This is a genomic window from Saccharothrix luteola (assembly GCF_020859565.1).
Classification (GTDB): domain Bacteria; phylum Actinomycetota; class Actinomycetes; order Mycobacteriales; family Pseudonocardiaceae; genus Actinosynnema; species Actinosynnema luteola.
Genome location: NZ_JAJHUO010000036.1, coordinates 91623 through 103248 on the forward strand (window position 1 = coordinate 91623; position 11626 = coordinate 103248).

An 11626-nucleotide genomic window follows, 5' to 3' on the forward strand; every position below is an offset into this window, starting at 1 on the left:
CCGGCGCGCCCTTCCCCACGAGGAAGGGCGCGCCGCCCTAATCATCCGGCAAACCCCACGTCCCCTTGGGCGGCGCGGGCGACTGGGTGGCCGTCGCATCGGTCGTCGCCGGCACCCCGCCGATGAACCGGATCAGCGAGTCGTCGTGCTCCACCCGCCCCGGGAACGGGTCACCGGCCGTCAACCGGGTCAACGCCGCCACCGGCAGCTCGACGTGCGACCCGACCAGCACGAAGTTGCCGAACCGCCTGCCCTTGAACACCGCCGGCTCCGCCAGCACGCACACGTGCGGGAACACCGCCCGAACCGTCGCCGCCTGGGCCTTGGCGAACGCCAGCTTCCCGCCGTCGCCGATGTTGGCCGCGTAGACGCCACCCGCCCGCAGCACCCGTGACGCCAACGCCACGAACTCCACCGACGTCAGGTGCGCGGGCGTGCGCGACCCGGCGAACACATCGGTCACCACCAGGTCGAACGCCGCCTCGGGCGCCTTCTCCAGCACCGCCCGCGCGTCACCGTTGCGGATCCGCAGCCGCCAGTTCCGGTCCAGCGGCAGCACGCCGCGCACCAGGTCGACCAACGCCGCGTCGATCTCCACCACCTGCTGGCTGGACCGCGGCCGCGTCACCGCGATGTACCGGGGCAGCGTCAGCGCGCCGCCGCCCAGGTGCAGCGCCCGGATCGGCTCGCTGCCCGGCGCGACCAGGTCGGCGACGTGGCCGAGCCGCCGCAGGTACTCGAACTCCAGGTGCCCGGGGTCGTCCAGGTCCACGTGGGACTGCGGCGTTCCGTTCAACCGCAGCATCCACGCCCTCGGCACGTCCGGGTCCGGGATCAGTTCCGCGATGCCCGAGTCGACCTCACGGCTGATGGTCTCGTCGGCTTTCCGGATCCGTCCCACCCGACGATTATCCCGGTAGCGACTGCGTGCGGCGCTTCCGGTCCGGCAGGCGGTCGACCAGCCTGCCCAGGCGCTCGGTCGTACCTTGCAACGGCCCGAGCGCGGCGGCCAGCACGCGGATCGACTCGTCCAGCTGCCCGGTGCTGCCGGCCAACGTGGCGATCCGGGGCTCCAGCTCCGTCAACCGGCGTTGCACCGCCTCCAGCTGGTGCAACGCCTCGGGCACCTCGTTGGCCACGAACGTGGCGAGCTGCTCCAGCCGTTCGAGCGTGCCCCGCAACTCCGCGACCTGCGGCAACGCCTGCGCCAGCGGTGCCAGCTTCTCCAGCGCGTCGGCGATGCGCGGCAACGCGCGCACGCCCGACACCAGCCCGGTGGCGACACGGGCGGTGAGACCCAACACGGTCCGCAGCATGGCGGTACGGTACCGATCCGTGCAGCTCGCCGCAGATGTCCTCACCGCGCTGGTCGCGGCCATCCACCTCTACATCGTCGTGCTGGAGATGTTCCTCTGGAACACGCCACGCGGCCGTGCGACCTTCGGCACCACGCCCGAGTTCGCCGCCGAGTCGAAGGTGCTGGCCGCCAACCAGGGCCTCTACAACGGGTTCCTGGCCGCCGGGCTGATCTTCGCCCTGATCGTCCGGGGCTCCACCGGGTTCGCCTTCTCCGTCTTCTTCCTGATCTGCGTGATCATCGCGGGCCTGTACGGCGCCGCGACCGTCAGTCGTCGGATCCTGGTCGTGCAGTCCGTGCCCGCCGCGATCGCGTTGCTGCTGGTGGTGCTGGCGAGGTAGCCGGACGGCGCCACGGCCCCTTCGCCGGGTCGTAGCCGGTGCGCAGGTCACCCCTCACGTGCTTGCGCCACAGGGGATCTCGACCAACCTCACCGGACTCACCCGACCCACCGGACTCACCCGACCCACCCGGCACCGGCACCACCTCACGCCCAGCCACGAACGCCGCCAACGCCGTCGTGATCGGCACCGCCGCCACGAGCCCGATGCTGCCCACCAGGGTCCGCACGACCTCCTGCGCGACCTCCTGCGCGGTCAGGATCTCGCCCAGGCTCCGCCCCGACAGGGTGAACGCCAGCAGCAACGGCAGCGCCGCGCCCGCGTACGCCATGACCAGCGTGTTCACCACGGACGACAGGTGGTCGCGACCGATCCGCGACCCCGCCGCGTACAGCTCGCGGAACCCCAGCGACGGGTTCGCCCGCCGCAGCTCCCACACCGCGCTGGTCTGCGTCACGGTCACGTCGTCCAGCACGCCGAGCGCGCCGATGATCGTGCCCGCCAGCAGCAGCCCGCGCGTGTCGATGCCGTGCCCGAGCAGCGACACCAGGTTCGCCGTCTCCTGGTCCAACCCGGTCAGCTTGCCGAACGCCGAGAACACCGCGCCCAGCACGCAGATCAACGCCAGGCTGACCAACGTGCCCAGCACCGCCGTGGACGTCCGCGCGGACAACCCGTGCGTCAGGTACAGCACCACGAACATGATCAACCCCGCGCCGACCACGGCCACGGTCAGCGGGTTCTCGCCGGCCAGGATGGCGGGCAGCACGAACAGCACGAGCACCACGAAGCTCAACGCCAGCGCGCCCAGCGCCGCCAGCCCCTGCCACCGCCCCAGCAGCAGCACCGCCGCCGCGAACAGCACGGCCAGCAGCAGCAACGGCACGCCCCGCTGGAAGTCGGCCAGCTGGTAGGACGTGCTGTCGTTCGGGTCGCCGCCGCCGTAGGACAGCACCACCGCGTCGCCCACGGTGAACGTCGGCGTGCCCGGCTGGTCCGGCACCGGGATCCGGATCTCCCGACCCGCCGCAGCGCCGTCGCTCATCTTCACGGTCACCAGCACGCACCCGGTGGCGCCCGGCTCGCCCGTGTCCGGACCGCACCCGCCCCGCGCCACCGCCGTCACGTCACCGCGCACCGGCACCTGCGCGAGCCCCGCCTCCGCGCCCGTGCGCTGCTCGTGCCCGAACGGGTACAGCAGCAGCGCGCCGACCACGGTCGCGAGCACGAGCGGCAGCAGCAGGACCAGCAGCAGCTTCCGCACACGTCGGGAAGCAGGCTCGACGGGGCCGTGCCCATGGCCGTGTCCATGGGCGGCGATGAGGTCCTTGGCGCGCACGCGCACATACTGCCCGCCCACCCCGGTCGTCCGCATGTCGGACAGTTCGGTGCGAATTTCGGGGTGAGCCCTTCAACCGCGCCCCGGTCGGTGCCACGCTCGCCGACGTGACCACGAACTGGACACCCATCCACGGCCGGTCCTTCGAGCCGGTCCCGTACCGACCGGCCAGGATGCCGGTCGACGAGTCCCTGCGCACGGCCGCCGACCTGCGCGCCCGGATGCGGGACCGCCGCACGGTGCGCATGTTCTCCACCGATCCCGTGCCCGACCAGGTGGTGCTCGACGCCATCGCGGTCGCCTCCACCGCGCCCAGCGGCGCCCACCAGCAGCCCTGGACGTTCGTGCGGGTCAAGGACCCCGCGGTGCGTCGCCGCATCCGCGAGGCCGCCGAGCAGGAGGAACGCGTCTCCTACGCGGGCCGGCTCGGCGACGAGTGGTTGGACGCGCTGCGCCCGCTCGGCACCGACGACGTCAAGCCGCACCTGACCGACGCGCCGGAACTGGTCGTCGTGTTCGAGCAGCGGTACTACCTGGAGCCCGACGGCACCCGCCGCAAGCACTACTACGTGGACGAGTCGGTCGGCATCGCGGTCGGCATGCTGCTGACCGCGCTGCACCTGTCCGGGCTCGGCGCGCTGACCCACACGCCGTCACCGATGAAGTTCCTCGGCGACGTGCTGGGCCGCCCGCGCAACGAGAAGGCGTTCGCGGTGATCCCGATCGGCTACCCGGCCGACGACTGCGTGGTGCCCGCCCTGGTCCGCAAATCACTGGACCAAGTCCTCGTCACCATCTGACTGCCCTCCGGGGCTGATGCCGACCCGGCCGCGTCACCGACCGGGCTCCAACGGATCGGCCTGGGGCAACGGATCGGCGAACCGGAAGTGCGCCGCCACCGCCTCCTCGCACGCCGCCAAGGCCTGCCGCAGCCGCTCCTCCGGCGACCCCGTGACCAACCGCCACGGCACACCCCGCCGGGCCAACCCGACCCGGAACAGGTCCGTCATCCACTCCCGCAGGTGCTCGCCGTCCCGCCACCCGTCCTGCTCGAACGGCACGCCGACGTGATCGGTCAGCAGGTACAGGGCGGGGCGGTGGGCGTCCGGCGCGATGTCCGGGTGCGGCGCGCCGAGGTACCGGTGACCCCACACCGTCGCCGCCCACGCGTCGTTGTCGCACACCAGGACCGGCCCGTCCACCGCCGCGTCGGCCAGCTCCTGCTGCCTGCGCGCCACGTCCTGGAAGTCGCCGACCGTCCACACGAGACCGTCGACCCCCGCCTCGGGGTCGAACGCCCGCGCGGCCGCCAGCTTCAGCTCGGTGTGCTCACGCCCGTACTCGGGCACCCACGGCGCACCCAACGCCTCCGCCAACTCCCGCGACAACGTCGTCGTGCCCGTGCTCTCGGCTCCCACCACCACGACCCGCGCGCACAACCCGACCCTGGTCGCCCGCGCGAGCCACCCCCACTGCCCGCGCGGATCGGCCCGCACCGCCGTGCCCGACACGGGAACGGCGCCGCGGTCGAGGTCCACCAGCACGTGCCGCGCGCCGAGCCGCTTGGCCATCTCGTCGCCGTAACGCTCGCTGGAGAACACCACGTCGACCGCCGCCGACGCCGGGTCGCCGTCCAGGATGGCCCGCCGCGCGAGCACCGCCCGTGCCACGCCCATGTGCAGCTCCCACACCACGTCGCTGTGGAAGTCCATCGGGTGGTCGTCGACGTCGCCGAGCACGACGAGACCGGGCGTGCCCGCGTGCTCGGCGCGCAGCCACGACACCCGGTCGGCGACCGGGATGGACTCGGCGCCCGACGCCAGCACGGTCACGGTCGTGCGCCGGCTGCGCGCGGCGGCCGTGCGGATGAGGTGGTGGTGACCGGCGTGCGGGGGGTAGAACTTGCCGAGCACCAGCGCGTGGTCGAAGTCGGTCACGCGGCCACCGCCTCGTCCTGGCGCAACGCCTTCGTCCAGTTGCGCAGGCCGAGCACGCACAGCGCCATGAAGCCCACGTAGAGGACCGCGGTCAGCCACAGGCCCTTGTAGGCGTACAACGGAACGTAGATCACGTCCGCGGCGATCCACAGCCACCAGCACTCGACCTTCTTGCGGGTCTGGCCCCACGTGGCCAGCAACGAGAGCACGGTGGTCGCGGAATCCGCCCACGGCACGGTCGAGTTGCTGAACGTGGTGAGCACCCACACCAGCAGGAGGGTGCCCGCCACGCCGGCGGCGAGGAGCCACCACCACTGCTCGCGCGTGGTGCGACCGACCGGCAGCGGGGTGTGCTCGACGCCGCCGCGCAGCCAGGCCCACCAGCCGTACAGCGCGAGCACCACGTAGACGACCTGGAGGCCCGAGTCCGCGTACAGGCCGCTGGTCGCGAACAGCACGAGGAAGGCGAGGTTGTTGAGGATGCCGATCGGCCAGTTGAGCGGGTTCTGCCGGGCCACCAGCCACACGCAGAGCGCGCCGGTCACGAAACCGGCGACCTCGCCCCAGCTCGTGGCGACGCCGGCGAACGTGAACGCGGTGGTGGTGAAGGGCCACAAGATGACGTCCAGCACAGACACAAGCACTCCGTTTGACCCTTTTTCGAACACGTGTTCGAATGTGGACATGCGATGGGACGGGCAGAAGGACGGGGCGGACCGGCAGCAGGCCCTGCCGGGATTGCCGGGGCTGGTCCGAAGCGTACGAACTCCCGACTTCGCCGACGTCGTGTTCCACGAGGTGAACGCCAAGTCCGTGCTGAACAAGGTGCCCGGCGGCGGCCTGCCGTTCGGCTGGACGGTCAACCCGTACCGCGGCTGCACGCACGGTTGCACGTACTGCCTGACCGGTGACACGCCGGTGCTGCTGGCGGACGGCCGCACCAAGCCCATCGCCGAGCTGGCCGTCGGCGAGGAGGTGTTCGGCACCGCGCAGGGCCGGTTCGTGGTCACCCGCGTGCGGGCGCACTGGAAGACCTCCAAGCCCGCCTACCGGGTCACGTTGGCCGACGGCACGCAGGTGATTGCGGGCGGCGACCACCGGTTCCTCACCGACGAGGGGTGGAAGCACGTCACGCCCGGCCGGTGCGACGACTTCGAGGAGCGGCCGTTCCTGGTCAAGGGCGCGCAGCTGGTCGGGACGGGCCGGTTCGCCTCGCCGCCCGCGCACGGCGAGGAGTACCGCGCGGGCTACCTCTGGGGCGCGGTGCGCGGCGGCCTGCCCAGCCACCCGGACGTGCTCGGTCGCGTGCGCGAGTTCGCCGGCGGCCGGGTGCCGCGCGAGCAGGACCTGGTGCGGTGGCCCACCACGCCGGGTGACGAGTGGTCGAAGGGTTTCCTGGCCGGTCTGTTCGACGCGCGGGGCAGCTCGACCGGCGGCGAGCTGGTGATGTCCAGTTCGGACAGCGCGGTGTTCGAGGCGGCGGTGCTGGCGCTGCTGCGGCTGCGCGTGTCGCACGTGGTCGAGGTGCGCGGTGTGCGGATCACCGGCGGGCTGGCCGAGCGGCTGCGGTTCCTGCACCTCGTCGGCCCGGCGATCGGGCGCGGCAACGCGGTGGAGGGCATGGCGGTGCCGTCCACGTCCCGGCTGGCGGTGGTGTCGGTGGAGTCGCTCGGCGTGACGCGGACGTTGTACGACATCACCACCGGCACCGGCGACTTCGTGGCCAACGGCCTGGTCAGCCACAACTGCTTCGCCCGCAACACGCACACGTACCTCGACCTGGACGCAGGGCGCGACTTCGACACCCAGGTGGTGGTGAAGGTCAACGCGGTCGAGGTGCTCGCGGGCCAGTTGCGGTCCAAGCGGTGGCGGCGCGAGCACGTGGCGATGGGCACGAACACCGACCCGTACCAGCGGGCCGAGGGCCGGTACGCGTTGATGCCGGGCATCATCCGGGCGCTGGCCGACTCCGGCACGCCGTTCTCGATCCTCACCAAGGGGACCGTGCTGTCGCGGGACATCCCGCTGCTGGCGGAGGCCGCGTCCTCGGTGTCGGTGGGCATCGGGGTGTCACTGGCGCTGCTGGACCGCGAGCTGCAATCCGGGCTGGAACCGGGCACGCCCAGTCCTCAGGCGAGGCTGGAGCTGGTGCGCCGGGTCCGTGACGCGGGGTTGCCGTGCGGGGTGTTCGTCGCGCCCGTGCTGCCGAGGCTGACCGACTCCGACGAGCAGCTGGACGCGTTGCTGGCCTCGATCGCCGCCGCGGGCGCCACCGGCGTCACGGTCCTGCCCCTGCACTTGAGGCCGGGCGCGCGCGAGTGGTTCGCCCGGTGGCTGGTGCGCGAGCGGCCGGACCTGGCCGACGACTACCGGGGGCTGTACGCGCGCGGGTCCTATGTGGACGTCCGGTACCGGCGGTGGCTGGCGGCGCGCATCGAGCCGTTGTTGCGCCGGCACGGCCTGGACGTGCGCGGTGGCCGCGACGCGGTCGGCGTGCCCGGCGACGACGAGGGCGTGTGGCCGGCGGGCAGCCTGCCCGCCTCGACGCCGAACGGCCCGGTCGTGCAGGAGCAGTTGACCTTGCTGTGACCGCGACCCTCTGACCGCGACCCGGATGCTTACCCGGTGCGTTCGGTCGTGAACCTCCTGTAACTCCTTCGGGTGCTGGTGGCGGTCCGGCGGCGTCGTCCTCGCGTCGGCGGCTATCCCAGCCGCAGCACCCGCCACGAGGAAGGGCTGACGATGCGACGCACTCTGCTCACCGCGACCGCCACGACGATGAGCGGCCTGGCACTACTGGTCGGAACCATGACCGCCAACGCCGAACCGGTGTCCGCCGTCCCGGCCGACCACGCCGTCGGCGACTCGGTCGCCAAGGGGCACCCGCTGGACGACTGGGACGTGGACCCGCTCGACGACTGGGACCCGCTTGACGACTGGGACCCGCTTGACGACTGGGACCCGCTGGACGATTGGGACCCACTCGATGACTGGGACCCGCTCGGCGATTGAGATCCGCTCGACCGAACGTCGCCACGTCCGGGACTCCCCGCGGTGCTGCCCGGGGAGTCCCGAGACGGCCAACGCGACCCCTCGGTTCACCGCGCCCCGACCGCTTGCGGGAACCGCAGCACCCCGTCCGGGTCGTAGCGGCGCGCGACGGCGCGCAGCCGGGGCAGGTTGTGCCGGTAGCCCGTCGCCGCCCAGTCCTCCTGCTCGGGGTCCAGGTAGTTGATGTAGGTGCCCGTGCCGACCAGGCCGGCCAACGCCGACTGGGCGTCGTCCACCTCGTGGGTGACCAGCTCGGGCGGCAGGTCGCCGACGGTGCCGAAGACCTCGATGGACGTCGGCGCGCCGCGGTGGGGGTAGGCCGTGTCGGTGGGGCCGAGCCGGTCGATCGCACCGCCGAGCGCGCCCACGATGAGCAGCGCGCTGTCCTTGCCCCGCACCGTCCCCGCCACCGCCGCCGGGTCGTCCCACATGCCGTCCGCGATGCGTGAGGACGCGCGGAAGGCGTTGCGGGGCGGGTGCCCCTGGGTCATGATCGCCGTCGCGGTCGGGTAGTCGACCTCGGCGTGCTCCAGCTGCCCGTCGACGCCCAGGCGGGCCAGGTCGCCGAGCAGCGCGGCCGCCGGGCCGATCGAGCAGCCGGTGAGGTCGACCGAACCGTCGGGCAGGACCACGCAGGTGCTGGACAAGCGGTCGGGAGCCCCGGCGCTCCACGGCTGCCACGCCCCGAGCACGTCCGCCGCCGACCCGGCCGGGAACCTCAGCCGGAACACGGTGAGCACCTCCGGCGCGGGCGCGGTGGCGAACTCGAACGACGTGACCACGCCGAAGTTGCCGCCCCCGCCGCCGCGCAACGCCCAGAACAGGTCCGGCTCGCGGTCCTCGGAGGCGGTGACCAGGCGGCTGTCGACCGTGACCACGCGGGCTGCGCGCAGCCAGTCGCACGTGAGGCCGAGCGCGCGGTCCACCCAGCCGAGGCCACCGCCCAACGTGAGGCCGGCGATGCCGACGGACGGGCAGTTGCCCAGCGGCAGGCACCGGCCGGCCGCGGCGAGGGCCGCGTAGACGTCACCGAGGCGCGCGCCCGCGCCGATCACGGCGGTGCCGTCGGGCCGCACGTCGATGCCCGCCATCGGCCCGAGGTCGACCACCAGGCCGTCGTGCGGGGTGGAGTAGGCGGCGTAGCTGTGCCCGCCGCCGCGCGCGGCCACCCGGATCCGGCCGCGCCGAGCCTCCTCCAGGCACCGCTGCACGTCCTCCGCACGCGCGCAGCGGGCGATCGCGGCCGGTCGGTGGTGGTCGAACAAGCTGTTGAACGGCAGCCGCGCGGCGGCGTAGCCGTCGTCGCCTGGCACCAGCAGCTCACCGGCCAGGCGGGCGCGCAGCCGCGCCCACCTCCCGGGCCGGGCCACCGCCGGCGCGCCACTCGCCGCCACCGTGCCACCCGCGGCCGGCGCGCTGCCGGCGGCCACCGTGCCGCCTGCCGCCACCGCCGCGCCCGCCCACCGCAGCACGTCCCGTCGTGATAACGCCACCCCGGCCTCCTCGTCAGTCAGCCCTCATCGAACAAGGCGTCCGATCACGGCGGAACCGCTGTTCGGACCGCTGACGAGGAGCCGGTCGACCCCCCGGGCTACGCGGCCTTGAGGGTGCCGCCGTCGATGACGTAGTCGACGCCGGTGATCCAGGCCGCCTCGTCGGACACCAGGAACGCCACCAGGTTGGCGATGTCCTCCGGCGTGCCGGTGCGGCCGATCGGGATGCCGCCGATCATCCCGACCAGCGCCGCGCGGGCGTCGTCGAGGCCGCCGCCGGTGCTCGCGGCGAGTTCGCCGAGCACCGCGTCCACCGCGGAGGTCTCGGTCATGCCGGGGGAGACCCGGTTGACCCGCACGCCCTTGGGCGCCACCTCCTCGGCCAGCCCCTTGCTGTAGTTCGAGAGCGCCGCCTTGGCGGCCGAGTAGTGCAGCAGCGGGCCGACGGGGACGTGCGCCGCGGACGACGAGATGTGGATGATCACGCCCGAGCCCCGTTCGACCATCCCGGGCAGGAGCGCGCGGTCGAGCCGCACCGCGCCCAGCAGGTTCGTCTCCAGGATCTCCTGCCACGCCTTGTCGTCGATGTCGCCGTAGCCACCCGGCTTCGCCTGGCCACCGCCGGCGTTGTTCACCAGGATGTCCACCCCGCCGAGCTGCCTGACGGCCTCGTCCGCCAACCGGGACGCCGAGTCCGGGTCGGCCGCGTCCGCGGTGGTGAAGTGCACGCCCGGCGGCAGGTCCGCGCCGCCCGCCGACCGGGCCGTGGTCAGCACGACCGCGCCCTCGGCGACCAGCTTGCGCACGATCCCCGCACCGATGCCCCGCGTGCCGCCGGTGACCACCGCACGCCGTCCCGCCAACCTGCCCGAGTTATTTACCATGAGGTACACAATTCGCGTTCTGTACCGATCGGTCAACAACCTGTGACGGCTCTCACCGGCGAGGATCGAGTACCGTACTGACAGGTCCAGAATCGAGGTGACGGATCGATGGCCGGTGGACGTCCACGCGGGTTCGACGCCGACGAGGCGCTGGACCAGGCCCTCCGGGTGTTCTGGGAACGCGGCTACGAGGGCGCGGCCCTCTCCGACCTGACCGAGGCGATGGGCATCAACCGCCCCAGCCTGTACGCGGCTTTCGGTAACAAGGAGTCCTTGTTCCGCAAGGCGCTCGAGCGCTACACCGACCGGCAGGCCGTCCACGTGCGGGACGCGCTCGACCAGCCGACCGCCCGTGCCGCCGCCGAGCGCATGCTGTGCGGCGCCGCCGACGTGTCGACCCGGCCCGGCTGCCCGACCGGTTGCCTGAGCCTGCAAGGCGGCCTGGCCATGGGCGAGGACGCGGTGGCGACCCGTGAGCGACTGGCCGACTGGCGTCGGGCCGGCGAGGTCGGGCTGCGGGACCGCTTCGAGCGGGCCAAGGCCGAGGGCGACCTGCCCGCCCACGTGGACGCGGCCGACCTGGCCAAGTTCGTGGTGCTGGTCGCGCAGGGGATCTCGGTGCAGGCGGCGGACGGCGTCGACCGCGAGCAGTTGCACCGGATGGTCGACATCGCCTTGACCGCCTGGCCTGCCTGACCCGCGCCGGATTCCGGAAAACCCTGGCCAAATCCCTTTCGCACCCGTCTTCGACCATCGCCGTACACTGTACGGTACAATGTACGACATGAGTGCCGTGCCGGGTAGTGGAGCTGGGTTCGTACCGACCGACGACGACGTGGCGGGCGTGCTCGCGTGGTTCGAGCAGTGGGACGCCTTGGCGGTGGCCAAGGACGTCGAGGCGATGGCCGACATGGCGCTGTTCCCGGTCAACGCGGTGACCGACGGGTCGGCGCAGTCGTGGGACCGGGAGCGGTTCCTCGCCGACATGAGGGCGACGCTGGGTGACGGCGACGTCCGGATGGAGTCCGTCCGGACGCCGGTGTTCATCAACGCCGACCTGGTGTTCGTGATCACCGACGCGACCATCACCGCCGGTGACTTCTCGCAGGTCGTGCGGTACGGCGACCTGTTGGTGAAGACCGACGGCAAGTGGCTGTTCCAGACGATGGCCCAGGGCGGCTGGTAGTCGGTTCGCCCGTCCGCGCCAACTAACAATCAGTCTTG

The 11626-nt window shown here is 72.5% G+C and carries 13 protein-coding genes; 6 read left to right on the forward strand and 7 right to left on the reverse strand.

Annotation, left to right across the window (positions count from 1 at the left end):
- Positions 1-37: 37 nt before the first annotated feature.
- Positions 38-901: a spermidine synthase gene (locus LNK82_RS39070; protein WP_230571901.1), complete on the reverse strand. Its 864-nt coding sequence runs from the start codon at positions 899-901 to the stop codon at positions 38-40.
- Positions 902-908: 7 nt separating this feature from the next.
- The gene (locus LNK82_RS39075) at positions 909-1316 is read right to left on the reverse strand and encodes a hypothetical protein (RefSeq protein WP_230571902.1); all 408 of its coding nucleotides are present in this window, start codon (positions 1314-1316) and stop codon (positions 909-911) included.
- A 19-nt stretch (positions 1317-1335) separates the two neighbouring features.
- On the opposite strand from LNK82_RS39075, the gene LNK82_RS39080 reads away from it, so the two are divergent.
- Positions 1336-1698 carry a DUF1304 domain-containing protein gene (locus LNK82_RS39080; RefSeq protein ID WP_230571913.1) on the forward strand — a complete coding sequence of 121 codons (363 nt, stop codon included), beginning with the start codon at positions 1336-1338 and terminating at the stop codon, positions 1696-1698.
- Here the strand turns inward: LNK82_RS39080 and LNK82_RS39085 are convergent.
- The gene (locus tag LNK82_RS39085; protein WP_230571903.1) at positions 1625-3073 is read right to left on the reverse strand and encodes a YibE/F family protein; all 1449 of its coding nucleotides are present in this window, start codon (positions 3071-3073) and stop codon (positions 1625-1627) included. The genes LNK82_RS39080 and LNK82_RS39085 overlap by 74 nt on opposite strands.
- Positions 3074-3210: 137 nt before the next feature.
- On the opposite strand from LNK82_RS39085, the gene LNK82_RS39090 reads away from it, so the two are divergent.
- Positions 3211-3837 carry a nitroreductase family protein gene (locus tag LNK82_RS39090; RefSeq protein ID WP_230571914.1) on the forward strand — a complete coding sequence of 209 codons (627 nt, stop codon included), beginning with the start codon at positions 3211-3213 and terminating at the stop codon, positions 3835-3837.
- A 33-nt stretch (positions 3838-3870) separates the two neighbouring features.
- On the opposite strand, the gene LNK82_RS39095 is transcribed toward LNK82_RS39090, so the two are convergent.
- Entirely contained in the window at positions 3871-4974 is a 1104-nt protein-coding gene (locus tag LNK82_RS39095; protein ID WP_230571904.1) for an AAA family ATPase, read from the reverse strand.
- Positions 4971-5612 (reverse strand): nicotinamide riboside transporter PnuC, encoded by a 642-nt coding sequence (pnuC, locus tag LNK82_RS39100; protein ID WP_230571905.1) that lies wholly within the window; start codon positions 5610-5612, stop codon positions 4971-4973. Before pnuC ends, LNK82_RS39095 begins: the two co-directional genes overlap by 4 nt.
- Positions 5613-5658: 46 nt before the next feature.
- On the opposite strand from pnuC, the gene LNK82_RS39105 reads away from it, so the two are divergent.
- Together LNK82_RS39105 and LNK82_RS39110 are read left to right on the forward strand one after the other, a co-directional pair.
- Positions 5659-7563 (forward strand): intein-containing Rv2578c family radical SAM protein, encoded by a 1905-nt coding sequence (locus LNK82_RS39105; RefSeq protein WP_230571906.1) that lies wholly within the window; start codon positions 5659-5661, stop codon positions 7561-7563.
- A 153-nt stretch (positions 7564-7716) separates the two neighbouring features.
- The gene (locus LNK82_RS39110) at positions 7717-7986 is read left to right on the forward strand and encodes a hypothetical protein (RefSeq protein ID WP_230571907.1); all 270 of its coding nucleotides are present in this window, start codon (positions 7717-7719) and stop codon (positions 7984-7986) included.
- Positions 7987-8072: 86 nt separating this feature from the next.
- On the opposite strand, the gene LNK82_RS39115 is transcribed toward LNK82_RS39110, so the two are convergent.
- Positions 8073-9518 (reverse strand): FAD-binding oxidoreductase, encoded by a 1446-nt coding sequence (locus tag LNK82_RS39115; protein ID WP_230571908.1) that lies wholly within the window; start codon positions 9516-9518, stop codon positions 8073-8075.
- Positions 9519-9616: 98 nt separating this feature from the next.
- Complete coding sequence (locus LNK82_RS39120; RefSeq protein WP_230571909.1) at positions 9617-10402, reverse strand: SDR family oxidoreductase; 786 nt, start codon at positions 10400-10402, stop codon at positions 9617-9619.
- Positions 10403-10510: 108 nt separating this feature from the next.
- Between LNK82_RS39120 and LNK82_RS39125 the strand changes: the two genes are divergently transcribed.
- Entirely contained in the window at positions 10511-11098 is a 588-nt protein-coding gene (locus LNK82_RS39125) for a TetR/AcrR family transcriptional regulator (RefSeq protein WP_230571910.1), read from the forward strand.
- 88 nt (positions 11099-11186) lie between these two features.
- Positions 11187-11588: a nuclear transport factor 2 family protein gene (locus LNK82_RS39130; RefSeq protein ID WP_230571911.1), complete on the forward strand. Its 402-nt coding sequence runs from the start codon at positions 11187-11189 to the stop codon at positions 11586-11588.
- Positions 11589-11626: the final 38 nt, after the last annotated feature.

Bases quoted from the DNA above. Each gene is read 5' to 3' on its own strand.
- LNK82_RS39075 (WP_230571902.1), bottom strand. From the start codon at position 1,316: ATGCTGCGGACCGTGTTGGGTCTCACCGCCCGTGTCGCCACCGGGCTG.
- LNK82_RS39085 (WP_230571903.1), bottom strand. From the start codon at position 3,073: ATGCGGACGACCGGGGTGGGCGGGCAGTATGTGCGCGTGCGCGCCAAG.
- LNK82_RS39090 (WP_230571914.1), top strand. From the start codon at position 3,211: ATGCCGGTCGACGAGTCCCTGCGCACGGCCGCCGACCTGCGCGCCCGG.
- LNK82_RS39105 (WP_230571906.1), top strand. From the start codon at position 5,659: ATGCGATGGGACGGGCAGAAGGACGGGGCGGACCGGCAGCAGGCCCTG.
- LNK82_RS39110 (WP_230571907.1), top strand. From the start codon at position 7,717: ATGCGACGCACTCTGCTCACCGCGACCGCCACGACGATGAGCGGCCTG.
- LNK82_RS39120 (WP_230571909.1), bottom strand. From the start codon at position 10,402: ATGGTAAATAACTCGGGCAGGTTGGCGGGACGGCGTGCGGTGGTCACC.
- LNK82_RS39125 (WP_230571910.1), top strand. From the start codon at position 10,511: ATGGCCGGTGGACGTCCACGCGGGTTCGACGCCGACGAGGCGCTGGAC.
- LNK82_RS39130 (WP_230571911.1), top strand. From the start codon at position 11,187: ATGAGTGCCGTGCCGGGTAGTGGAGCTGGGTTCGTACCGACCGACGAC.